Source organism: Virgibacillus byunsanensis (assembly GCF_042675965.1).
Lineage (GTDB): Bacteria > Bacillota > Bacilli > Bacillales > Amphibacillaceae > Virgibacillus_R > Virgibacillus_R byunsanensis.
Window position 1 is genome coordinate 21,644 of record NZ_JBHTKJ010000030.1, and the last position, 20,912, is coordinate 42,555.

Here is a 20,912-nt window from a genome sequence, read left to right on the forward strand (position 1 = left end):
GATCATGACTGTAGGTTCTCAAGTGAAAAGCTGTTTTTCGAGTATTAAAAGCATTGAAGCCAGTTTGTCTTCATTAGCTACTCGAACACAAAGTGAAGAAGCAAAACAGGTATTTAGCGAAACACAGCAATTAATAGAAGAAGTGAAAAATGACATTCAAAAGCAAGTGATACAAATTACACAAGAAGAGCCGCAATACTAAGAGAAAGGATAATTAACTATGCCCAATTGGATTGAAATAATTTTAAGATCTCTTACCCTTTTGGTTATACTATTTTTGGTGACCAAGTGGCTTGGACGTAAACAGATCTCCCAACTAAACGTTTTCGAGTATATCTCTGGCATCGTATTGGGTGGTATTGTTGCTATTCATTCCTTAGACGTAAATAGTAACCTAATATACGGTATACTAGCAATGGCTGTTTGGTTCCTTGTTCCATATACAGTTGAATTCATATCGCTAAAAAGCAAATCATTTCGTAATTTCACAGAAGGAAAAAGTACCGTATTTATTCAAGACGGAAAAATTATGGAAGATAATTTAAAGAAAGAGGGCTATTCCACCGATGACTTGCTTGAGAAATTACGCGATAACAATGTTTTTAAGGCTGCAGATGTTGAATTTGCCTTACTCGAGCCAACTGGTAATTTAAGTGTGTTACCTAAAAGGGAAAATCAGCCCCTTACTGCAAAAGACTTAGGTCTTAAACTTAGTACAAAAAAAGAACCTCAAACTATCATAATGGATGGAAAGGCATTGTTGGAACCATTAGCTAATCTGTCATTAAATACAAACTGGTTAGAAACAGAGTTAGATAAGCTTAATGTAAGTATAGAGAATGTGTTTTTAGCTCAAGCAGATAGTGATGGACAGTTAACGGTTGATTTATATGACGACAAAATTGCCGTTCCAACACCTACAGAAAAACCGCTTTTGCTTGCAACAATGAAAAAGTGTCAAGCGGACCTGGAACTTTTTGCTTTAGCTACTGATAACCAGAATTCAAAGCAAAGATATCAATTAAATAGTCAAAAAATGCAACACGCAATAAATAAGATTTCACCATATTTAGATTAGTTTTTCGCTGTAGTGAATAAACTTTTTATCCTGTATAATTATTTTTGAATTATACTCGGGTAAGGGAGTTATTAGTATGGGCAAAAAACTAGTCTATTTTTTATTGTTATTATTTATTGTCAGCTGTTCAAACTCTCCAAATGAACAAAATGCGGAATTTGTTCGTGTAGTTGATGGGGATACATTAATTGCTAACATTGATGGTACACAAGAGTATGTTCGTCTCTTGTTAGTGGATACTCCAGAAACAAAGCATCCAGATGTTGACGTACAACCTTTTGGACAAGAAGCAAGTAATCTGATGAAGGTAACCTTCTCCCCATCTGAGTCAATAATAATCGAATATGGTGCAGAGAAACGAGATAAGTATGACCGCCTACTTGCCTATGTGTACACAAAAGATAAACAAATGTTTAACAAAATGCTACTTGAAAAGGGTTTAGCACGTGTTGCTTATGTATATCCTCCAAATGATAAGTACGTTGACGATTTCCGTGATATTGAGGAGCAAGCGAAAAATAATAAAATTGGAATTTGGAGTGTTGACGGATACGCAACCCAAGAAGATGGATTTCACCCAGAGGTAGTGGTAGAAGAAAATGAAAGTAGTTCCAAACAGGACGGGAGTAATGGGAAAGGTTCACCATTACAAAATTGTGATATTAAAGGAAACATAAATTCAAATGGAGAAAAAATCTATCATACCCCTGATTCCCTTTGGTATGAGCAAACGAAACCAGAAATCTGGTTTTGTAATGAAAAAGAAGCTACTGAAAATGGTTTTCGTTCTGCTAAATATTAGTTTGTTAAGTAATGCTTGGATAACTGTTAGTCGATAAAGAGATAGTCTAATAATGGCGAGATTCATTTTTATTTCTTTCCTTCCATCTTATTAATCGCATAATGAAACGGATAAAAATCAATAGTAAAAAAATACTTATAAACGTATGCATCCATGACCATTTATGATATTGAATTAAATTAGTATACCTTTCAAAAATGACTTCCAATATTGTTAAAATAGCGGTGTACAATGCTGATTGCAGAACAATCATCAAATAACTTGAATGGTAAGAGGAATGATAAAAATAAATGCAAACAACCGGGAGTAGTAAGTACTCATAAAGTAAACTGGTTTCAAAGTAAGCACTTAAAAATCTTACAGGGTAATCAAGCATTTCATTACCTTGAACAAGAACACCTAAAAATACTGAAAAATAAGCGGTCAATAAGAAAATAATCACCCAGTCTGTTATGAGTACCTTTCTTAAACTGAATAATAATAGTCCAATTCCTATTATTAACAGTAACCACAATAGTAATCTATCCATGAAAAAGCCCCCCTATGTTACATGGCTCACCTTCATTATTACCAAATTAAAGTTTTACACCCCCATCACAACAATATTTTTAGCTGGGATTATCGTTGAATACATAAATCGATTAAATTACGAGTCCATAACGTTAAAATGCTTTTTCTTCCATGAGTTAATTCTTCATACACCCAACAAGTGTAATAATCTCCTTCAAAGAGTATGAAACAAATATAATTTTTCTTTTAGTCGATTAAGTTAAAGGAAATTGGACATCTTAAGAGAGAAATATAATTAGGAGGTATGACACATGGAGAAATTAACATTCCCTTCCCTATTACAAAAAAGACCTATTGTAACTTTATTTACCATATTCACTGTGGTATTAGCTGGATGTGGCGCTGGAAATGAGGAAGCCGATCCAGATGACAATGTCGGAACAGATGAAGCTGCTGAACCTGAAGAAGTGATTTTTGGTGTTGTACAAGATTATCCACCATTTGAATATAAAGATGAAAATGGGGATTTAACGGGTTACGATGTGGAGTTGGTTGAAGCAATAGCCGAAGACCAAAACCTTACAGTGGACTGGAAAATCATGAAATTTGATGGAATTATTCCGGCTCTACAAGCCCAGCAAATTGATGGGGCTGTTTCTGCTATCACCATTCGTGATGATCGAAAAGAGGTTGTGAATTTTTCGGATCCTTACTTTGAATCAGGGTTATCCTTAGTCGTTAGGAAAGATAGCGAGATTGAAAGCATGGAAGATTTAGAAGGCAAAACCATTACTGCTAAGCAAGGTACGACAAGCCTTGAAAAAGCACGAGAATTTGCGGAACAATATAACGGTGATGTAACCGTTTTAACAGAAGATGCGGCTTTATACTTAGCTGTTGAAGCAGGGAATGCTGATGCAGCTATTAACGACTTTCCAAGTGTTGCTTACAAGATCAGACAGGATGAGGATGATACTCAACTCAGGATTGTCGGGGATAGACTGACCGGTGAAGATTATGGAATTGCGCTTGTAAAGGATGACGAGGAATTGCTAAATAAATATAATGAAGGGCTTCAAAATCTAAGAGATAGTGGAGAATTTCAGGAAATTTATGACAAATACTTTGGTACCGGAGAATAATTCTTTCCAAATTCTTGCGGGACTTTTCAGGAAAGGAAAGAGGGGCGAATAATGGAAACTATCAACATTATTATCGATGCATTACCGACCCTTTTAAGCGGTGTCGTTTTAACCATTATTATAACGGTCATATCTCTTATCATTGCATTAATCATTGGTCTCGTGCTAGGGCTCTTTAGCATTGCAAGAAATAAAGTTTTACACTGGATTGCAACAATATATGTAGATGCGATTCGTGGAACACCAATCCTGGTACAAATACTTTTTATTTATTTTGGTGTACCCTCTGTTCTCGGAATGAGAGTTCCAGCCTTAGTTGCCGGCATTATTGCTATCAGTATTAATGCCGGTGCCTATCTAGTTGAAATTTTCCGTGCTGGGATTAATTCCATTGACAAGGGTCAGATGGAGGCAGGAAGAACACTCGGATTTTCGTATGGGGAAACGATGCGTTTAATCATATTACCCCAAGCAGTACGAATGATGATTCCGGCTTTCGTGAACCAATTTATTGTAAGTATTAAAGATACATCACTTCTTTCTGTTATCGGTATTGCTGAATTAACAATGGCTGGACAATCCATTTATTCCATGAATTTTCGTGCATTTGAAATTTTATTTGTTGTGGGTATTCTATATTTTATAATTATCCATATATTAACCATCTTTTCCCGCTGGATTGAAAGGAGACTGGCTATTGAATGATTAAAGTTGATAATTTGCGTAAATCCTTTGGTGATTTAGAAGTCCTTAAAGATATTAATATGCATATAAAACGCAAAGAAGTGGTTTGCGTTATAGGACCATCCGGTTCGGGGAAAAGTACGCTGTTAAGGTGTTTGAATCTGTTGGAGAAGCCCACTGCGGGAAATGTTTATATTGAAGATACTAATATTACAGATACTAAAACGAATATAAATAAGCTACGTCAAGAGTTAGGTATGGTGTTTCAGCACTTTAATCTTTTTCCACATATGAACGTAAAGGAAAACATTACGTTAGCACCTAAACGCCTAAAAGGAAAATCAAAAGCAGAAGTAGATGAGTTATGTATGCAGCTTCTTGAGAAGGTTGGACTCACAGATAAGAGGGATGTTTACCCGCAAAACTTATCCGGAGGTCAGAAACAACGTGTAGCAATTGCCCGGGCACTAGCCATGGAACCTAAAATCATGTTATTTGACGAACCTACTTCAGCTCTAGATCCAGAAATGGTCGGTGATGTTTTAGGGGTGATGAGAAATTTAGCTACAGAAGGAATGACAATGGTTGTAGTTACACATGAGATGGGTTTTGCCCGTGAAGTTGGACATCGTGTCGTCTTTATGGAAGAAGGTTATATTGTCGAAAAAGGTACTCCTGCACAGATATTTGATAATCCTAAAGAACAAAGAACACACGACTTTTTATCCCAAGTATTATAGCTTTAGGACATGCATACTATGTTCATGATTTTACAATAATAACAAGAAAAAGGAGATGTTTTAATAGTGATTGTTCGAACTTTAGAAGAATTAGATGGAACCGACAGAGATGTAGATGATGGAAACTGGAGAAGTCGTCGCCTTTTATTAAAAAAAGACGGAATGGGATTTTCCTACCATGACACAGTAATCCGTGCAGGAACGGAAACACAAATATGGTATCAAAATCACCTTGAAGCTGTATATTGTGTCGAAGGAGAAGGGGAGCTCGAATTAGTTGACGATGGGACTATTTATCCCATTAAAAACGGGACCATGTACGCACTGAATAATCATGAAAACCACTATTTAAGGGCGTTTAAAGATATGAGAATGGTTTGCGCCTTTAACCCGCCAGTTACAGGAAGAGAAGTTCATGATGAAGAAGGGGTATATCCTTTAGTGGAAGACGATGAATAATATTTTGGTTTAAGAAAGCTCATTCAAGTAATACATTATTACTTGAATGAGCTTTCTAAATTATACTAGGTAGAGAACCAATAACAATTAGCCCTTAATACGTAGTGCTACTTTTCCAAACTGCTTATTTTCTTCAAGATACTCAAATGCATCCTCAGCATTGTCTAGGGTAAACGTCTTATCAACAACAGCATGCGTTTTGTACTCCTCCAAATGCTTTAGTACTGCACGAAGCTCTTGTCTGCTCCCCATGGTTGAACCAAATAACTGGTATTGACCATAGAAAAAAGTCCGTAAATTTAAATCAACTGTATCTTCAGTAGTCGCTCCAAATATAACGATCCTTCCACCTTTTTTCAGTACTTCTAAAGATCGATTAAACGTTGCTCGTCCTACACTATCGATGACTACATCAATTGTTTCATCCGCTAATTCCTGAGGCCAGTCACTGTTAGTGTCTAATGCTATATCAGCACCTAGTTCCATTGCTTGTTTGCGCTTTCGTTCACTACGGGATGTAACAATTACTTTGGCACCAACATTCTTTGCAAATGAAATAAGGAATGTCGCAACTCCACTTCCAGCACCTGGAATAAACACGGTATCCCCCTCTTTTACTTCACCCTTCGTAAATAAAGCACGGTAACCGGTTAATGCGGACAAAGCCAGTACTCCTGCTTCCTCCCATGAAAGGTGTGCCGGCTTTTTCTCTACTTGTTCCGCGGATATGGCTATCTTTTCAGCAAATGTGCCATGGTCAGGCATTCCTAAAATATCAAATCCTTTAGGGGGAGCATCACTATTCTCATACCAACGAAGTCCTGGATTGATAATGACCTCATCACCAATGGAGAAATTAGTAACGCCTTTACCTACTGATTCAATGACACCAGCACCGTCTGAGCCTAATACTAATGCTTCTGCCTTCCCTCCTCTGCGATTTGGAATATTAATATCCCGACGATTTAACCCAGCGACTCGTAAGGATACAACTACCTCTCCTTGGTCTGCAACAGGCTCGTCCATAGCTTTTATTTTTACTTTTCCATACTCATGTACAAATGCTTTCATCACTGTCATCCTTTCGTATAATACGTACTGAATTCTTCTAATTGTTGTTGATCCGTTATATCGTGTGTGAACAACGGAACATAAATTAATTCTTGTTTTGTAAATGTGTCATCAATCATGTCTAAGTACTGTTTTTCATGGTTTTTTCGACCTTGGAAAAACTCACCATCTATTTCATTAGGTAATACTTTATTCACAATTAATGTTTTCACATGTAGATGGTATTTATCAAGCAATTCGATTGCTTTCTTTGTTTCCAATATTGGTAATCGCTCAGGATTTAACACGAAAACAAAGCCCGTCTCTTCTTTATCCAGTAAAACTTCTCTAGCTTTAGTGAAGCGCTCTTGACGTTCTTTTAACACATCATAAATCGGGTCCTCGATTGGTTCTCCATCGTTTAATAGTTGAGAGTAATTTTCATTCGCCTTTTTCCGTTTTTCCAACAACCCTTCAATCCAAACTCCCATTAACTCCGGTAATGATAATAAGCGAATAGTATGCCCTGTTGGAGCAGTATCAAATATCAGTTTATCAAAATTATTTCTCTCCTCTAAAATGATTGAAATTAATTTATCAAATAGTGCCGCTTCATCAGCACCAGGAGAAGCTTTTGCAGTGTCTAACTGACGGTGGACCTCCTCCATCATACTAGATTGCACGATTCCTTTTATATTTTCTTTTACACCTTTAATATAATTATTGGTTTCGATATCTGGGTCAATTTCTATTGCTTGTAGATTTTCAGTAACTTCTGTCGTCTTTCCTCCTATAGATTGGTTAAAAATATCTCCTAGGTTATGAGCAGGGTCAGTGGAAATGAGTAATGTTTTATTACCCTCTTGAGCTGCTTTGTAAGCAATTGCTGCTGCGGAAGTGGATTTACCGACTCCTCCCTTCCCACCTACAAACACAATATTCTTCGATAATACATGCATAGCAATTCTCCCTTTTATAAGTTCATACAAATTAACAACAGCGAATTCCTGTTAATGGCGATTTTTCCATTCCCATACGTAAATGCCAATCATGAAATTTTTCAATCATATAAGGATATAATTCAAGTGTATAGTAATAAACTGGATTCGGTATTCCAATCATTTCTGAATATAGTAATAGTAAAAATAAATCGTCTTCATCTCTTAGTTCACGTGCAACCTCTTGGCGATGTGGCATGCTTAAAACTTCCTCGTAATATTCGATTAGTTTTTTCACTTTGTCTAACATTTTTATCACCTCGTTAGTATGCAGAAAAGGGACCACTATTTGTAATGATCCCTTCCACAAAATATTTGTTATCCCTTACTTAATCGTCGTCGACTGGCTTATCCATTTTACCTCTTAATGCAGTAATTGCTGTTAGAATGATCCATAATGCGAAAACAAATATGATCGCACCTAAAACAAACAATAACGTGTTCGGATTATCTCCAGCCCATGACCAGTCAAATACGACTTGTTGAAACATTGCCCACAATGTCATAAACATTAAGAAGATCATTGGAATTAATGTAATGGCATAGTTTCTTCCTAAACGCTTTAACCATATGGAAATCAGTAATAAACTGATTCCGGCTAACAGTTGGTTGGCAGTACCAAATAGTGGCCATAACTGGTATCCTCCAGACCCAAATCCTTTAGGACCTTCAGGTAATAATACTAATGCCGCACTAGAAAGAACTGCAATAGAAGTTGCAACATGTGTTTTGGTAAGTACGGGCATTTTATATTCTACACCTAATTCCGCAATGATATAACGCATTAAACGAACAGAAGTATCTAACGTAGTCGCAGCAAAACTAACGACTATAATGGAAACGATAGTTGTTGCAATATCTGGCGGAATTGCTATACCTGATGCAAGATTAGCAGCACCCTCAACAAACACACCTAAGCCAGCTGCATTTGAATCCTGGAAACTACTATACGTTGCCAAAAATTCTTCCGTGCTAGAAAAGACCGTAACGACAGCGATAATTGCAACTAATGCAAGGATACCCTCACCAACGGCTCCTAAATAACCTACAAATCTCGCATCGGTTTCTTTATTCAGTTGTTTGGAAGAAGTTCCCGATGAAACGAGTCCATGGAACCCTGAAATCGCTCCACAAGCTATTGTTATAAAAAGAAGCGGAAACCATGATACATCAGTATTTACGTTCGTTACAGGTGCTGTGATTTCTGGATTCAGGAATAATAATCCCAAGTAGAGAATAGCAAGCCCAACAATAAGCTGATGTGAGTTAATAAAGTCCTTAGGTTGTAAAAGCTTCCACACGGGTAACGTGGACGCAATATAAACATAAATCATCAAAATAATGATCCAAATAAAAAACGCAGTTGAAGTAGCACCTAATCCAAATAGACCAGCGGCACCTTCACCACCCATGTAGCTGACTAAGTCAATTTGTAAAATATCAACCCTACTGGCAAGAACAGCTGTAAGATACATAATTCCTAATGCAATAACAGATGGTATCAGCATTTTCATGTTTCGTTTATATGCTGCATAGCCGATCCAGATAGCGAGTGGAATTTGAATAAATACCGGCAGTACACTTGCAGGGTAGGAAACAAATAAATTCGAGATAACCCAAGCAAATACGGCATTAACCATTAAAACGAGAATTAAAATGATAAATAAAAATAAGATCTTAGCGCGCTTACCAATTAAACGATGAGCAAGCGTCCCAACCGATTGACCTTTATTTCGGACAGAAAGAACAAGTGTACCAAAATCATGTACCCCAGCTGCGAACACCGTTCCTAAAATCACCCATAGAATTGCCGGTAACCAGCCCCAGTAAACAGCAATCGCAGGACCAACAATCGGCGCTGCCCCCGCCACAGATGTGAAATGATGTCCCCACAGAACAAATTTATTTGTTGGAACAAAATCCACACCATCTTTGTACCGATGAGCAGGTGTTACATAGTTTGGGTCAATTTTATAAATCTTCTCAGCTACAAATTTTGAATAGTAGCGATAACCTAAAGCAAATACAAGCATACCAATAAGTGCAACTAAAATAGCATTCAATACTTTCTACCTCCCCCGAGTATTTTAGAATAACTCTACTAGAAACTATGTGTATCGTTTTTAACAACTTCATTATAATTATATGGATACAAAGAAGCAAATATTGTGAACTATTAAATAATATAAGTTAATATACAACGCTTATTATGCTACAAATCGCCAAATAAAAAAGAACATCCCTAAAAATGAGAAATGTTCTTTTCATCTAAAAAATATTTCTAATAAAGATTCCCTTGTCGATACAAAATAGTCGATAACTTCATTACCGCATGAATATAACAATTTTGCCTTAATGGGAAGGGGTCCCCAAAAAACTGCGGGAGTACTGTATCAAATGTTGTTTTCATTTTATTAAAAAGCCTATTAAAGATCTCTTCCTCACCTAAAAACTGTGTTTCTCTTCCTTGTAGCCATTCAAAATAGGAAACAATTACCCCCCCCGCGTTAGCTAAAATATCCGGGATGATAATAACTCCTTTTTCACTTAAGAACTGATCCGCGTCACTTGTAACAGGAGCATTTGCCCCTTCTACAACGATCTTGGCCTTAATGTCCTCCATGTTGTCCTTATGAACTTGATCTTCCAATGCGGCTAAGAGAAGAACATCTACATCCATTGATAAAATGTCATCACGTTCCATTAATTTGGCTTTTACATCAGCATCCTTAAGCTCTTCTTCACTTTTTGGAAGATCACCTTTATTATTTTCTACAAATTTCACCAAACCAGGTATATCCAGTCCATCTGAATTATATAATGTCACATTACGATCGCTTACGGAAACAATTCTGTTATTTAAAAGATCACATTGATAAGCATCTAAAGCTGCTACTGAACCCACATTACCAAACCCTTGAACAGCCATGGATAACGTTTTTTTTTCACTACACTTAATAGCCGTTTTCGCAAAAATACTATTACGTTCTGATAACCATGTTTTACGGTCATTAACAAAATCGTGTAACAGATATCGAAATGAAAAATAAACCCCTTTACCCGTTGCCTCTCTCCGTCCTAGTGAGCCACCGTTTTCCACACTTTTTCCGGTGAAACTTCCACGGTAACTTTGGCCGGGATGAATGCTTTTATATTCCCCCATCATCCAATCCATTTCCCGATCCCCAGTTCCAACGTCCGGGGCTGGAATATCTTTGTCCGGACCTATAATATCACTAAAATATTGAACATACTTTTTACAGATGGAATAGAGATCTTTAGCATCATAATCTCGTGAATTAACGGTTACGCCACCTTTACCACCGCCAAATGGAACATCATGTAATGCATTTTTTAATGTCATTAATGTGGCTAAATTAATAACTTCTTTTTCATTAACCGATTCATGAAAACGAATTCCACCTTTGTATGGCCCCATAATATTGTTATGTTGAACCCGAAATGCAGGTATTCGCACGACGCTTCCATTTTGCAATGCGACACGTAGAAATGATTTATTTACATGGTTCGGAGTTGAAAGGATCGAAACCAGAGAGGTAAAAGCTTCCTCCCTTGTTTCACCCTTTAAATCCGGTAAAAATGTTTCATCTTCAAGTAATGCATCTAGTGATTCTCGAACAATTGAATCCGTTTGTTTTGTCATGGAAAATCCCTCCAATTTACCTATTTTACTATTAATTAGATTGTACTAAAGAGGAGGTTTTAAACCAACGTATTAGGCTTACAAGAAATACACAGCAAAAATAGTAGCAATTAGTAACCCTAGAATTACTGGTATAAAGTTTTTGCGCACTAACTCCATAACAGATACACCACAAAAACCTGCAATGGCTATGAGCGAGGACCAAGCAACCAGTGTCCCTCCACCAGTCCAAATTGATCCCATTTGACCAATTGCAGCTAGTGTTCCAGCATCAATTGAACTAGTTTCTAATGCGGCTGCTAGTGACCCTGTTAATGGGAGTCCTGAGAAACCGGATCCATCTAACCCAGTTATAACACCTATAATAAGCATACTAAATGCAACAAGTAATGCACTTTGTGGTAAAAACTCCTGTGTGGATTGTACAAGATCAAATAACAGTCCAGGTGCATTTTCTTCTATACCTAATATACTCCCTGAAAAATCTGCACTTCCGAGAAAAAAGAATCCAGCAATAGGGATAACAGGTCCCATCGCTCTAAAGGCAAATACAAAGCCGTCTGTTATATGATTTGTAATATAATCTAGTGCATGTTGTTTACCAAAAGCAACTGTAGAAAGTAACAATAATATAACAGCTACTCCACCAACGAATGCCGCTCCATCTCCTCCTTCAAACCCACTCATCCTACCTACTTGAAGTTTCGTATACATCATATAAATCACCACACCCAAAAGCGCGACAGGAACCAATATAGCAAACACTTTACTCCATGTAGATAAGTGTGCTGAATGTGGCTTATTTTCCGTCTCTTTTACTGATTGTAATGCTTGCAAATCTTTTTCATTTAATGGATCATCTTTTGAGCGTATTGATTTTCGATATAGCAAATAAGCTACTATTATCGCAATACCCCCAGTTATTAGTGATAAAACTAATGCTTTATCAGCAACTACTACTGGAGATATTCCGGCCGAAGTAGCAGAAAGGCCTGGCGCAACCTGTACGATATAATCCGAGGATAATGCCATCCCTTGCCCTGCAATGGCTACAGCAACTGCTGCTGTAATAGCTGGTAATCCCGCCCGAACAGCTGCAGGAACTAAAAGGGCACAGATTAATGGGACAGCCGGAGTCGGCCAGAAGAACAATGAAATCACATATGTTACACCGATTAGTACAAAGTATGAAACATGCCCATTCACCATAAATTTTTCAATCGGTTGAATCATACGTCGATCTGCACCTAAATCACGTAAGGAATGAAGCAATGCCAACATGAATGTAATTATTAAAAAGATATTAAATAATTCTTTTGCTGCAACAAGGTTTGCATTGAATATCGATGTAAAACCATCGATAACGCTTCCTTTATAAACCCACGCAATTACGAATGTTCCCAGTAAAGTTGGAAGTACTACACCTTTTCGAAATATCATCGTCAATATTATGATCAAAGTAAAAATACCATACAGCCAATGCGAAATGGTAAGTTCCAAACGAACCGCTTCCTTTCATTCCAAAGTGTGCTATAGCCTATGCACACTTCATAAAAGGGGTGCCAATTCCTACAGTCCACTATTACGCTTAAAAGCTTCAAACTCTAAAAGTCGGTTTTCAATACGTAGAATTATAGGTTTATTCTTTAAATTCTCTTAAATCAAAACGAGCAATTTCCTTATCCTGTAATGTTACAATTAAGTCCGCGTTCCAAGCATGTTCTTCCAATAATTGAAGTTGTTCATCTGGGGGGATTAGTGGTAATTCAGGATTTTCTTCACTTGCTCCTAACAGAAAATCTAAAGAATAACTTCCCTTTTGGTTTGCCTCTATTATAGGTAGACCAATATATCCTGTACCTCCGAAATTATTTTTGCGATCTTCTTCATTGAATAAGTTGTACCCCATAATTTCTTCTGATTCTTTTATAAGTTCATCATTTGGTTTAATACTTATTTGCACTCCATTCTCATAGACAAAATCTTTTTTATTCCATTCACCCTCTTCCAAGCTTCCAATCGTTCTATCACTTACATTCTGAATAGTGAATTCATAGCTTAGCGCTGTAGGTACAACCTTTTCACCTTCCCTTTCTCCAGATGTTATCCCAATAGAACCCAGTCTAGCTTCATCTGAATGAACTTCTACTTGAACATCCAATAGTTCTATTAATGGTTCGTCTAGACTTGGAGCAGTATCACTGTTTGCAAAGTCAAAATTTCCAAGAGTTGATAACACCAATAGAGCAAGTATTACTAAACTCGCTATACTACCAGTTAAAACCAGGAGTTTTGAATGATTTCTTTTACGTTTTGGCTGTTTGAGTCTTTGCATGATTGCTGACTTATCAGTACTTGAGGGGAAGTTTTCCATAGAGTTCCGCAATTTTTTAATTTTTGATTCTAATTGGTTGTCATCCATGGGCAATTCCTCCTTTACCGTCTTCCTCATCCAATTTCTCAGCTAACTTTTTTTTGCCACGCATCACTCTTACCTTAATTGTTGATAGTTTAACTCCAGTAATAGTTGAAATTTGATCATATGGTACATCGTGAAAAAAATGAAGTACGATAGGAACCCGGTATTTTTCGTCTAACTGGTGAATACATTGAAGCAATAATTCATCTTCTTCATCACGAATAATGCTTTCTTCCACATGATCAGTTGAAGCGTTACATTTCGTCTGATCATTCTTCAAACGAGTAAACTTATTTAACCAACTAGACTGTTTCCTGTGGTAATCCTTTGCTGCATTCCAGGTAATTTTATAAAGCCAGGTAGTGAAAGAAGATTTACCATCAAACTGGTAAAGAAATCGGTATACTCGTATAAAAACCTCTTGTGACACATCGGGTACATCGTGGTAGGGAACTCCAATTTGGAAAGCAAACCGCTCTACTGTCGAACTATAATGATCAATTAGCCCGCTAAACGCTTGTAAATCCCCATTTTTACAAGCCTTAATTAAATCCTGCACGTATTGTCCCCTCCTTAACTCTCTATCAGTGAAACGTAACGATTAATAAAAAGGTTACATTTAAAAATAAGGATGTTTTAGTAAAGATTGTTGTTTTTGTCACAATAAGTATAAACTGCGACGTAACTTTAGGCTTACTTCTAAGAACGCGTGCTATTACCTCCGTCTGGGATCGCTACGGGCGGATGCTTTCCGCGGGCACGGCTTCAGCCTCCGAAGCGGAAAACCACCACTTCGGTGTCTTCAGACACGTGCTGTTCCCGCAGGAGTCACCGCCCTCCGCTCACCCTGACTGGTAAGGGGTTCTATTAATACTAATACAGTCTCACGACAGTAACAGAAATAAAGCGGAGGAAATACACGTAGACTCCTTGAAAATGTAAAGACCACATTTTCTTCATGCGATGTCTAGCTATGTAGCTTTCCTTATCCTGTGGGAGCAGAGGCCTAGCCTGAGACCCCAGAGAGCGTTAGCTCGAGGAGGCTCATCAGCCGCCCACGGAAAGCGAAGTGTATTTCCGTAGCGGTAGGTTAACCGTCACATAAAGTTACGTCGCATTTTACATCAACTATGAAGTAAAAAAAAACAACAATGCGTGCGAAAGTAGCCAAAAATAAAAACATGTAATTTCGTAAGGAAACTACATGCCATTATTTTTCTTTAAGCTCTTCTGCACAACTATTACATAACGAGCTACCATCTTCATGTACACCATCAAAAAAGCCATTCTCACAATAAATATTTTTCCCACAAGTTTCACACTGTCCAATTAATTCCCGCACCATGATCACCTCTTTCATCCAATTATACATTTTTACAAATAAAAAGATAACCTCTCTAATAGAAGAGAAGTTATCTTTGTTGTGAGCGGAAATTGTCATTATGCTGCTTTTAGTAAAGTTCTCGGCTGTTTATGGAACAGGAAGAACACTAAAATTGTACTCAAAATAAATGACGGTAGCATGTAGGAACCATTATAGACTAATGAATAAATCCACACTTCTTGACCTTCAGGTGCAAATTGTCCCCAAAATACGATTCCTGCGTAAAAATGGGCAATGAATCTTAAAGTTGCACCAATTAACACACCTGACATTATATATATAAAGCTTACTTTAGTCTGGCCATTTTTAATTGCTTGTTGTAGTGGTTTAGCAAACAATCCTGCGAAACCTAATACAGTGAATGCAAATCCGTACTCAATGAATCCTTGTAGAGGTGTTAGGATGGATGCCCCAAAGACAATTTGTAACAGTCCCCATAATAATCCAGAAGTTAATCCACCTTTAATTCCCCAACGAAATGCAACAATAAACACTGGAATCATCGCAAAGGATACTGATCCTCCATTTGGCCATATTTTAAACGCTAAAAACGGAATTATATCTAAAACTAAAGCTAATCCAGTAAACATTGCTACTTCAATTAAAAACAATGTTCGTTTCGAACTCATTAAAATTCCTCCCCTTTTTAAAGCAAATTTCTATAATTTTCCACACAAAAAAGCAATGCCAAGGGGAAGCTTCCTGATGGGGAATCCGCTCACATTGCTTTTTATTCCATCAAAAAAGCCACCATCCCTACGCTAGTATTAACTAACAGGTTCAAAGGGTAAGAACTACAAACATGTTCACTCTCAGCCAAATGGCTCCCCCTGTAGGCTTTATTCATATGCTTTTATGTTACGTGTATTATAACGTATTCGCTAGATTTTGGCAATCAAGTCTTATAGAGATAGAAATTCTTCTACATCATTCACACAAAGCTGAATGGCATCTTCCCAGAAATCAGCTTTTGTTAAATCAACATTTAGATGTTTTTCTGCTAACTGTTCCACATTCATTCGTCCGGTATCCCGTAATAATGCGATGTAATCATCTTCAAAGCTACCGCCTTTTTTCTTGGCATGGGCATAAATACCAAGGCTGAACAAATAACCAAATGTATATGGGAAATTATAGAATGGTACCCCAGTAATATGGAAATGAAGTTTTGATGACCAGAAATTTGGGTCATAATCTTCAATGGAATCACTATATGCTTCTTTTTGAGCCTCAACCATTAGTTCATTTAACCGGTCAACAGAGACCATTCCTTGCTTGCGTTCCTCATAAAAGCGTTGTTCAAAAATAAACCGAGCATGAATATTCATAAAGAATGCAACACTACGTTTGATTTTATCTTCCAGTAAGGACATTTTTTCTTCTTTGTTCTCGGCACTTTTAACAGAAGCATCCGAGACAATCATCTCTGCAAAAGTGGAAGCAGTTTCTGCAACATTCATCGCATACCCCTGATTCAATCCATGGACATCATTCATCACATGCTGATGATAAGCATGGCCTAATTCATGGGCCAATGTTGCGATATTAGATGACGTTCCTGAATAGGTCATGAAAATGCGTGTTTGTTCACTTTCAGGAAAGCTTGTACAAAAGCCTCCAGGGCGTTTACCGGCACGATCCTCAGCCTCAATCCACCGTTTGTCAAATGCCATTTGTGCAAAGTCAGCCATTTTTGGACTAAACTCACCAAAGTGATTCACAATAAAATCTGCACCTTCTGAGTAACTATACGTTTTCACTGATTTATTTATTGGTGCTCCAACATCATACATACTCAGTTTTTCCAGTCCTAATAAATCTGCTTTTTTCTGAAGGAAATCAACAAAAGGTTTCTTATTGTTCGAGATAGCAGTCCACATCGCATCTAATGTTTCTTTTTTCATACGGTTGATTGCTAATGGCTCTTTTAACACACTATCCCAGTTACGATGCTTATATGTTTGCAGGCGAAAACCACCTAAATGATTTAACGTCTGTCCAAATAAATCCGCCTTCTCACTCCAAGCTTTATCCAGTTGCTGAGATACATGTTTACGAACCGTACGATCTGGGTTGCTCAATTTATTGGATGCTTGTCCAACCGAGTACGATTTCACTTCACCATCTTCTTCTATTTCCACACTCATATTCCCAACGATTGTATTATACATTTGACCCCAGGCATGATAACCATCAACAGCCAAATCATTAATTAAAACCTCTTCCTCAGATGACAAAAGGTCTTTCGCCTTTTCTCTATCTTCGTTCAGCACAAAATCAACTTTCTTTAAAAGAGGGTGATTTAACAACTGGTTCCACGTCACATCGTCAATGGAAACTAGCTTTTGAACAAAATTCGTTCTTACTGCATCCATCTTTGCTTTCATTTCACTACGTTTACCAACTAATAGGTTCGCTTTTTCATCCTTTACATCTTGTGCAGTTAAACAACTAATGAAAGCAAATGATTCCCTCAACTTTTTCGTCGTACCTTCCAACTGATCGACCACTTTTTTTAATGATTCTGCGTTTGCAGCATCAAAGCTATTTACCGTTACTGTCAATTGCTCCATCTCTTTTTCAATATCTTCAAGATACGTACGGAACTTTGTCGAATTACTACCACCTGGGAAAATAACATCTAAATCCCATGTAGGATTGTACGTTTTTAGCATCAAACCGCTCCTTCTATAATTGGTTAATATAAAGCCATTTATATTATAACGAAAAATGAAAATATTTTCACTGAAAGGAACCTAATTATACCTCTCTTTATCACAGATAAAAGTAACCAAAAACCCTCCCACAACCTATTGAACATGAGAGGGTTTTTTTAAAAATTAATTTGAAAAAGTGGCTCCTGTTGATGGGTGCGCATAAATTTGGACGTCACCGAAATCCCTTGTATGAATTAGATAAACATGGTTTTGTGTACTCCCTAATATCTCATAGGTTAGTCCACCAAATTTTGATGGTCGTAAAAAACCCCGTTCATTTCCTTTTGATGGTTGTGCCTCAAGCGAATAGATCCGCCATGATTCTGCGTTTGCAGGCAGCTGAAGATAGGTTGTCTCTTGTGTGGGATTACTAGATTTTGAATTAGTAGGCTTTTTATAGGGATATCCACTAAACTGGCAAAATCCCTTTACCACTGCCTCCGCATACCTTTTCCAATGTTTGTTGATTTGCTGGATGTCATCCTCTTTAGAATCTGCGAAGCCATATTCAATAATTACAGTCACCACACTTCCCGTATCACGATTCATGTAGTAATAATCTCGACGTGGATTATTTGGTAGAGTCCTCGTGAAAACACGGCGTACATTTTGCCCGGTGCTTCTTATTTCAGTTGAGATTTCCATTGCCATCTTTTTATCTCCGTAAATGGAATGAATTAGTTCTGCCCCATCCCCACCTCCTGCATTAATATGATTAGTATAGCAATACATAGCACCACTTTCCCGGACGAGTTTTGTTCGTTGTATAGGTGTGAGTGTCTGGTCGTTTTTTCGTGTTATTGCTGCTGGTACACCTAATTCCTTATATCGCTTCCATTGATATAGTGAAATTGCAAGATTCATATCCTTCTCCATCCAGTATTTGTTCGACCCTCCTCCTGGATCACTTCCACCATGTCCCGGATCAATAATTAAAATAGGTTTGACTATTTTTTTCTACCTCCTTTCGTTAATCCTTTTTCCAACAATACGTGTTTTTGCTGTATGCCTGTCTTGGTTACATAATTATTTTTAAACCAAGCAGCAGATGCTGAAATAATAGTAAATGCAGTAGAAATAAATTGCTCCAGAAATTCGCCATCAAATGGTAATGGTGACTTCCCAAACATAACTAATGTCTGGTTCACAAGAGCCACTAAAAGTACTAATGTACGAACAATGGAACCTTTGTCCATAATTCCCACCTCCTGAAAAAAGTTATAGTATATTATTTTCAGAAACCGTTGATTATGGAACGGCAATTTTACCCTTTAGAAAAAAATAGTTTGTTCTAAAGCTACAATCGAAAGATATTCCATTTTCGGGGCATATTTTCTCAAAAAAATAACCCTACACATTTATGTAGAGTTAGTGAAAATTCTAACGTTTCCGCTTTTTTGGGAGTAGTCCATTTGTTATTTTTGAAACAAGAGAGCTAAATACTAACATGCAAAAAATAACTACAATAATAGCAGTAATAAATTGTATGATAATGCTTATAATTTCATTAGAGGTAAATCCAATTAAGAAACGTACCCCATAAAAGAGGATATACCCACCGGCACTAATGACACCCACAAATGTTACGAGAACCCCTATGTTTTGCATGACGGAAAGCTTTTTCCATGTTTCCTTTTGTTTAATTGCACTATACAAAATGTAACCGACTAAAACAATTCCGATAATGATCCAACGATCCATATAATTTATTCTCCTAACCTTATATACCTTTAATGTATTGGCTTATTTTCTTGTACAGCATTTTTCAATACCTGTTGCATATAACCAATTCCCGAACAATTTAACAGCGGAAACGAGCACGAAACACTATTATTAAAAGATCCGTAAATCACTTTCTTGTACTTTTTCCCAGTCAGAACAATCAATTCATCAAACTGATCAAGCCCTTTATTTGTTACTTGTTCCTGTAGAGCATTATACGAGATGATCTCAGAACTTTTATGATTAAATGTAACATCATAATTTTGATTAACTATATCTTCAGGTAATAAAAATCCATGTTTTGCTGATAACACGACCCACTGATCAGTAAACTTCTCTGCATAATTTCGACACAACTTATGAAATGTACCAACATATGCTTTTTTTGTAGGAACAGCTCCCATATGAACGTCCACATCCCATATTTTCTTTCTGCCACAAGGGATAATACTTAATTGTTTCATCAATCTTACCTCAGCTTTCCTCTTTTTTATTACATAAAAAGATCTAGCCTTCATTGTTTTATGACAACAATGATTTATTAAAAATATAGAAAAACTATAGAAATAATTATATCACTATTTTTCTATTGTGTTTAATTTGGTACTATGTTTAATCTTAGGCTATAGGGGTATAGACATTATGTATCTAGTTATCTTTTAAATTACTTGACATTATTAATTTATAATTATATACTTAGTGACATAAAGTAACTAACGTATTAAATATACTATTTGGAGGGATTTATAATGGCTAAAACAGTATGGAATGTAGATGCTGCACATAGCGAGTTAGGATTTTCAGTAAAACACATGATGATATCAAAGGTGAAAGGTAGCTTTAATGAATTTGATGCAGTAATTGAAGCTGATCCTAGCGAATTAACAGATGCTAAAATCGAAGTTTCTGTTGATGTAGCAAGCGTTGATACACGTCAAGAAGGTCGTGATGAACACTTGCGTTCTGCAGATTTCTTTGATGTTGAAAATTATCCAAAAATGACTTTCGTAGCCTCAGATGTTAAGAAGAAATCAGACAGTAACTATGATGTTACTGGGGACTTAACTATTCGCGGTACAACTAAACCAGTTACAATTGACGTTGTATATGAAGGACAAAGCAAAGATCCGATGAGCGGTAATACAGTTGCCGGCTTCAGTGGAGAAACTACAATCAACCGTCAAGACTTTGGACTAACTTGGAACGCAGCAGTAGAAACTGGCGGCGTACTAGTTGGAGAAGATATTAAAATCAATTTTGAAATCGAAGCTCACAAAGAAGCGTAAATAACTAGTACTGTTAAGGATGTCCCCAGATTATGGGGGTATCCTTTTTTATTTGTTTTCAAATGGCTTAGCGCTGATCGAATAGCCTGGATTCTTAAACGACCACCTGCTAAAGCAGGTGGATTTGGACATGAATGTCGACGACTAAAGTCGTTCCTCAGGCTAAAGTCCTGCTCAAAGTCCTTAGCTGAAGCAAACTCGAAGTGTGACTTAACTCATTCCTCAATTCTAAAAATGTCATCCTTACCTTCATTGAA

General features: G+C 37.0%; 24 protein-coding genes and 1 riboswitch. Of the genes, 8 read left to right on the forward strand and 16 right to left on the reverse strand.

Annotated features, from left to right (window positions below):
- Positions 1 to 4: 4 nt before the first annotated feature.
- The 3 genes from ACFQ3N_RS11720 (at position 5) to ACFQ3N_RS11730 (ending at position 1,880) form a co-directional block, all read left to right on the forward strand.
- Entirely contained in the window at positions 5 to 202 is a 198-nt protein-coding gene (locus ACFQ3N_RS11720; protein ID WP_390362627.1) for a DUF1657 domain-containing protein, read from the forward strand.
- A gap of 18 nt (positions 203 to 220) precedes the next feature.
- A complete protein-coding gene (locus ACFQ3N_RS11725; protein WP_390362629.1) occupies positions 221 to 1,078 on the forward strand; it encodes a DUF421 domain-containing protein in 858 nt (285 codons plus the stop codon).
- Positions 1,079 to 1,154: 76 nt separating this feature from the next.
- Positions 1,155 to 1,880: a thermonuclease family protein gene (locus ACFQ3N_RS11730; protein WP_390362631.1), complete on the forward strand. Its 726-nt coding sequence runs from the start codon at positions 1,155 to 1,157 to the stop codon at positions 1,878 to 1,880.
- A gap of 46 nt (positions 1,881 to 1,926) precedes the next feature.
- On the opposite strand, the gene ACFQ3N_RS11735 is transcribed toward ACFQ3N_RS11730, so the two are convergent.
- Complete coding sequence (locus ACFQ3N_RS11735; protein WP_390362633.1) at positions 1,927 to 2,409, reverse strand: CBO0543 family protein; 483 nt, start codon at positions 2,407 to 2,409, stop codon at positions 1,927 to 1,929.
- Between the two features lie 292 nt (positions 2,410 to 2,701).
- On the opposite strand from ACFQ3N_RS11735, the gene ACFQ3N_RS11740 reads away from it, so the two are divergent.
- The 4 genes from ACFQ3N_RS11740 (at position 2,702) to ACFQ3N_RS11755 (ending at position 5,415) form a co-directional block, all read left to right on the forward strand.
- The gene (locus tag ACFQ3N_RS11740) at positions 2,702 to 3,532 is read left to right on the forward strand and encodes a basic amino acid ABC transporter substrate-binding protein (RefSeq protein WP_390362636.1); all 831 of its coding nucleotides are present in this window, start codon (positions 2,702 to 2,704) and stop codon (positions 3,530 to 3,532) included.
- A gap of 51 nt (positions 3,533 to 3,583) precedes the next feature.
- Entirely contained in the window at positions 3,584 to 4,237 is a 654-nt protein-coding gene (locus ACFQ3N_RS11745; protein WP_390362638.1) for an amino acid ABC transporter permease, read from the forward strand.
- Positions 4,234 to 4,956: an amino acid ABC transporter ATP-binding protein gene (locus ACFQ3N_RS11750; RefSeq protein WP_390362640.1), complete on the forward strand. Its 723-nt coding sequence runs from the start codon at positions 4,234 to 4,236 to the stop codon at positions 4,954 to 4,956. Before ACFQ3N_RS11745 ends, ACFQ3N_RS11750 begins: the two co-directional genes overlap by 4 nt.
- A 66-nt stretch (positions 4,957 to 5,022) precedes the next feature.
- Entirely contained in the window at positions 5,023 to 5,415 is a 393-nt protein-coding gene (locus ACFQ3N_RS11755; RefSeq protein WP_390362643.1) for an ectoine synthase, read from the forward strand.
- An 87-nt stretch (positions 5,416 to 5,502) separates the two neighbouring features.
- Here ACFQ3N_RS11755 and ACFQ3N_RS11760 read toward each other — a convergent pair whose 3' ends face one another.
- The 15 genes from ACFQ3N_RS11760 to ACFQ3N_RS11830 all read right to left on the reverse strand — a co-directional run bounded on the left by ACFQ3N_RS11760 (position 5,503) and on the right by ACFQ3N_RS11830 (position 19,833).
- Positions 5,503 to 6,486 (reverse strand): zinc-binding dehydrogenase, encoded by a 984-nt coding sequence (locus ACFQ3N_RS11760; RefSeq protein WP_390362645.1) that lies wholly within the window; start codon positions 6,484 to 6,486, stop codon positions 5,503 to 5,505.
- A 5-nt stretch (positions 6,487 to 6,491) separates the two neighbouring features.
- Complete coding sequence (locus ACFQ3N_RS11765) at positions 6,492 to 7,424, reverse strand: ArsA family ATPase (protein ID WP_390362647.1); 933 nt, start codon at positions 7,422 to 7,424, stop codon at positions 6,492 to 6,494.
- Positions 7,425 to 7,455: 31 nt separating this feature from the next.
- On the reverse strand, positions 7,456 to 7,713 hold the full coding sequence (locus ACFQ3N_RS11770) for a cory-CC-star protein (RefSeq protein WP_390362649.1): 258 nt from the start codon (positions 7,711 to 7,713) through the stop codon (positions 7,456 to 7,458).
- A gap of 79 nt (positions 7,714 to 7,792) precedes the next feature.
- Positions 7,793 to 9,526, reverse strand: coding sequence for a carbon starvation CstA family protein (locus ACFQ3N_RS11775; RefSeq protein ID WP_390362651.1), 1,734 nt, complete (start codon positions 9,524 to 9,526; stop codon positions 7,793 to 7,795).
- A 218-nt stretch (positions 9,527 to 9,744) separates the two neighbouring features.
- The gene (locus tag ACFQ3N_RS11780) at positions 9,745 to 11,127 is read right to left on the reverse strand and encodes a Glu/Leu/Phe/Val family dehydrogenase (RefSeq protein ID WP_390362653.1); all 1,383 of its coding nucleotides are present in this window, start codon (positions 11,125 to 11,127) and stop codon (positions 9,745 to 9,747) included.
- 78 nt (positions 11,128 to 11,205) lie between these two features.
- Positions 11,206 to 12,627: a hypothetical protein gene (locus ACFQ3N_RS11785; RefSeq protein WP_390362655.1), complete on the reverse strand. Its 1,422-nt coding sequence runs from the start codon at positions 12,625 to 12,627 to the stop codon at positions 11,206 to 11,208.
- A 139-nt stretch (positions 12,628 to 12,766) separates the two neighbouring features.
- Positions 12,767 to 13,549, reverse strand: coding sequence for a hypothetical protein (locus ACFQ3N_RS11790; protein ID WP_390362657.1), 783 nt, complete (start codon positions 13,547 to 13,549; stop codon positions 12,767 to 12,769).
- Complete coding sequence (locus ACFQ3N_RS11795) at positions 13,542 to 14,105, reverse strand: RNA polymerase sigma factor (RefSeq protein WP_390362659.1); 564 nt, start codon at positions 14,103 to 14,105, stop codon at positions 13,542 to 13,544. The genes ACFQ3N_RS11790 and ACFQ3N_RS11795 overlap by 8 nt, the downstream gene beginning before the upstream one ends.
- Positions 14,106 to 14,756: 651 nt before the next feature.
- Complete coding sequence (locus ACFQ3N_RS11800; RefSeq protein WP_390362661.1) at positions 14,757 to 14,987, reverse strand: hypothetical protein; 231 nt, start codon at positions 14,985 to 14,987, stop codon at positions 14,757 to 14,759.
- Positions 14,987 to 15,559 carry an energy-coupled thiamine transporter ThiT gene (gene thiT / locus ACFQ3N_RS11805; protein WP_390362663.1) on the reverse strand — a complete coding sequence of 191 codons (573 nt, stop codon included), beginning with the start codon at positions 15,557 to 15,559 and terminating at the stop codon, positions 14,987 to 14,989. The genes ACFQ3N_RS11800 and thiT overlap by 1 nt, the downstream gene beginning before the upstream one ends.
- Before the next feature lie 107 nt (positions 15,560 to 15,666).
- Positions 15,667 to 15,771, reverse strand: a riboswitch (TPP riboswitch).
- Between the two features lie 61 nt (positions 15,772 to 15,832).
- Positions 15,833 to 17,605, reverse strand: a complete 1,773-nt coding sequence (locus ACFQ3N_RS11810) for a M3 family oligoendopeptidase (RefSeq protein WP_390362665.1) — start codon at positions 17,603 to 17,605, stop codon at positions 15,833 to 15,835.
- A 165-nt stretch (positions 17,606 to 17,770) separates the two neighbouring features.
- Positions 17,771 to 18,598 carry an N-acetylmuramoyl-L-alanine amidase gene (locus ACFQ3N_RS11815; protein WP_390362678.1) on the reverse strand — a complete coding sequence of 276 codons (828 nt, stop codon included), beginning with the start codon at positions 18,596 to 18,598 and terminating at the stop codon, positions 17,771 to 17,773.
- Complete coding sequence (locus ACFQ3N_RS11820) at positions 18,595 to 18,852, reverse strand: phage holin (RefSeq protein WP_390362668.1); 258 nt, start codon at positions 18,850 to 18,852, stop codon at positions 18,595 to 18,597. Before ACFQ3N_RS11820 ends, ACFQ3N_RS11815 begins: the two co-directional genes overlap by 4 nt.
- Before the next feature lie 175 nt (positions 18,853 to 19,027).
- Complete coding sequence (locus ACFQ3N_RS11825) at positions 19,028 to 19,348, reverse strand: hypothetical protein (protein ID WP_390362670.1); 321 nt, start codon at positions 19,346 to 19,348, stop codon at positions 19,028 to 19,030.
- Between the two features lie 29 nt (positions 19,349 to 19,377).
- Positions 19,378 to 19,833 (reverse strand): DUF6884 domain-containing protein, encoded by a 456-nt coding sequence (locus tag ACFQ3N_RS11830; RefSeq protein WP_390362672.1) that lies wholly within the window; start codon positions 19,831 to 19,833, stop codon positions 19,378 to 19,380.
- Positions 19,834 to 20,118: 285 nt separating this feature from the next.
- Here ACFQ3N_RS11830 and ACFQ3N_RS11835 point away from each other — a divergent pair, with 285 nt between their 5' ends.
- The gene (locus ACFQ3N_RS11835; RefSeq protein ID WP_390362674.1) at positions 20,119 to 20,655 is read left to right on the forward strand and encodes a YceI family protein; all 537 of its coding nucleotides are present in this window, start codon (positions 20,119 to 20,121) and stop codon (positions 20,653 to 20,655) included.
- The last annotated feature ends 257 nt before the right edge of the window (positions 20,656 to 20,912 follow it).